Origin of the sequence: Burkholderia sp. BCC1977, from assembly GCF_905339595.1 — a bacterium.
Classification (GTDB): domain Bacteria; phylum Pseudomonadota; class Gammaproteobacteria; order Burkholderiales; family Burkholderiaceae; genus Burkholderia.
Genome location: NZ_CAJPGQ010000105.1, coordinates 1 through 3,117 on the forward strand (window position 1 = coordinate 1; position 3,117 = coordinate 3,117).

Below are 3,117 nucleotides of genomic sequence, written 5' to 3' on the forward strand. Positions count from 1 at the left end.
GAGTCGTTTCACGGTCCTGTTCGGGATGGGAAGGGGTGGGACCGACTCGCTATGGTCATCAGGCAAAGAGGGTTGTTCTGCTGGCATGGCCAACAGAACCAATCTGGGAAGAAGCAGTAATTTAGGTTGTGTGTATCACACACGAGAATCCAACCTGTCGCTCTGGATCGCGGCCGGTGCTTTCGCACGGCGCCGATCTACAAGGCAGACTTGTTATAGGATCAAGCCTTACGGGCAATTAGTATCAGTTAGCTGAACGCATTACTGCGCTTACACACCTGACCTATCAACGTCCTGGTCTCGAACGACCCTTCAAGGGGATCTAGTCCCCAGGGATATCTCATCTTAAGGCGAGTTTCCCGCTTAGATGCTTTCAGCGGTTATCTCTTCCGAACATAGCTACCCGGCGATGCCACTGGCGTGACAACCGGTACACCAGAGGTTCGTCCACTCCGGTCCTCTCGTACTAGGAGCAGCCCCCTTCAAATATCCAACGCCCACGGCAGATAGGGACCAAACTGTCTCACGACGTTTTAAACCCAGCTCACGTACCTCTTTAAATGGCGAACAGCCATACCCTTGGGACCGGCTACAGCCCCAGGATGAGATGAGCCGACATCGAGGTGCCAAACACCGCCGTCGATATGAACTCTTGGGCGGTATCAGCCTGTTATCCCCAGAGTACCTTTTATCCGTTGAGCGATGGCCCTTCCATACAGAACCACCGGATCACTATGACCTGCTTTCGCACCTGCTCGACTTGTCGGTCTCGCAGTTAAGCACGCTTATGCCATTGCACTATCAGCACGATTTCCGACCGTACCTAGCGTACCTTCGTACTCCTCCGTTACGCTTTGGGAGGAGACCGCCCCAGTCAAACTGCCTACCATGCACTGTCCCCGACCCGGATCACGGGCCAAGGTTAGAACCTCAAACAAACCAGGGTGGTATTTCAAGGACGGCTCCACCGAAACTAGCGTTCCGGTTTCATAGCCTCCCACCTATCCTACACAGATCGGTTCAAAGTCCAATGCAAAGCTACAGTAAAGGTTCATGGGGTCTTTCCGTCTAGCCGCGGGTAGATTGCATCATCACAAACACTTCAACTTCGCTGAGTCTCGGGAGGAGACAGTGTGGCCATCGTTACGCCATTCGTGCAGGTCGGAACTTACCCGACAAGGAATTTCGCTACCTTAGGACCGTTATAGTTACGGCCGCCGTTTACCGGGACTTCAATCAAGAGCTTGCACCCCATCATTTAATCTTCCGGCACCGGGCAGGCGTCACACCCTATACGTCCACTTTCGTGTTTGCAGAGTGCTGTGTTTTTATTAAACAGTCGCAGCCACCAGTTTATTGCAACCCCTTCACCCTTCTGGCGCAAGCCAGTCAAGCTACAAGGGCGTACCTTATCCCGAAGTTACGGTACCAATTTGCCGAGTTCCTTCTCCCGAGTTCTCTCAAGCGCCTTAGAATACTCATCTCGCCCACCTGTGTCGGTTTGCGGTACGGTCATCGTTAGACTGAAGCTTAGAGGCTTTTCTTGGAACCACTTCCAATTGCTTCGCTCCCTAAGGAGCTCGCGCCACACCCTTGAATTCCGCGCCCGGATTTGCCTAAGCGCCTTCTCCAATGCAGCGACCGGGACTTCCAACACCCGGACAACCTTCCGCGATCCGTCCCCCCATCGCATCTAACAATGGTGCAGGAATATTGACCTGCTTCCCATCAGCTACGCATTTCTGCCTCGCCTTAGGGGCCGACTCACCCTACGCCGATGAACGTTGCGTAGGAAACCTTGGGCTTACGGCGAGGGGGCCTTTCACCCCCTTTATCGCTACTCATGTCAGCATTCGCACTTCCGATACCTCCAGCACCCTTTACAAGGCACCTTCGCAGGCTTACGGAACGCTCTCCTACCATGCGTGCCAAGCACGCATCCGCAGCTTCGGTATATAGCTTAGCCCCGTTACATCTTCCGCGCAGGACGACTCGATCAGTGAGCTATTACGCTTTCTTTAAAGGGTGGCTGCTTCTAAGCCAACCTCCTGACTGTTTTAGCCTTCCCACTTCGTTTCCCACTTAGCTATATTTGGGGACCTTAGCTGGCGGTCTGGGTTGTTTCCCTCTTGACACCGGACGTTAGCACCCGATGTCTGTCTCCCGTGATTGCACTCTTCGGTATTCGGAGTTTGCTATGGCGGGGTAATCTGCAATAGACCCCCCAACCATGACAGTGCTCTACCCCCGAAGGTGAGACACGAGGCACTACCTAAATAGTTTTCGGAGAGAACCAGCTATTTCCAGGTTTGTTTAGCCTTTCACCCCTATCCACAGCTCATCCCCTAACTTTTCAACGTTAGTGGGTTCGGACCTCCAGTACGTGTTACCGCACCTTCATCCTGGCCATGGATAGATCACCTGGTTTCGGGTCTACGCCCAGCAACTGAACGCCCTATTCGGACTCGCTTTCGCTACGCCTGCCCTATACGGTTAAGCTTGCTACTGAACGTAAGTCGCTGACCCATTATACAAAAGGTACGCCGTCACCCCTTACGAGGCTCCGACTGTTTGTATGCATGCGGTTTCAGGATCTATTTCACTCCCCTCCCGGGGTTCTTTTCGCCTTTCCCTCACGGTACTGGTTCACTATCGGTCGATCACGAGTATTTAGCCTTGGAGGATGGTCCCCCCATCTTCAGACAGGATTTCACGTGTCCCGCCCTACTTGTCGCACACCTAGTTCTTTCATACTGTTTTCGCCTACAGGGCTATCACCTGCTATGGCCGCACTTTCCAGAGCGTTCGGCTAACAATACAAATAAAGAGTGCAAGGCTCATCCCATTTCGCTCGCCACTACTTTGGGAATCTCGGTTGATTTCTTTTCCTGCGGTTACTTAGATGTTTCAGTTCACCGCGTTCGCTTCACATGGCCTATGTATTCAGCCATGGATACTCCAAAAGGAGTGGGTTTCCCCATTCGGACATCTACGGATCAAAGCTTGTTTGCCAGCTCCCCGTAGCTTTTCGCAGGCTACCGCGTCCTTCATCGCCTGTGATCGCCAAGGCATCCACCACATGCACTTGTTCGCTTGACCCTATAACGAGTCTGTCTC

At 53.0% G+C, this 3,117-nt stretch carries 1 rRNA gene; it reads right to left on the bottom strand.

The window, feature by feature from the left end:
- Positions 1-217: 217 nt before the first annotated feature.
- A 23S ribosomal RNA gene (locus tag U5771_RS34790) occupies positions 218-3,099 on the bottom strand.
- Positions 3,100-3,117 lie beyond the last annotated feature (18 nt).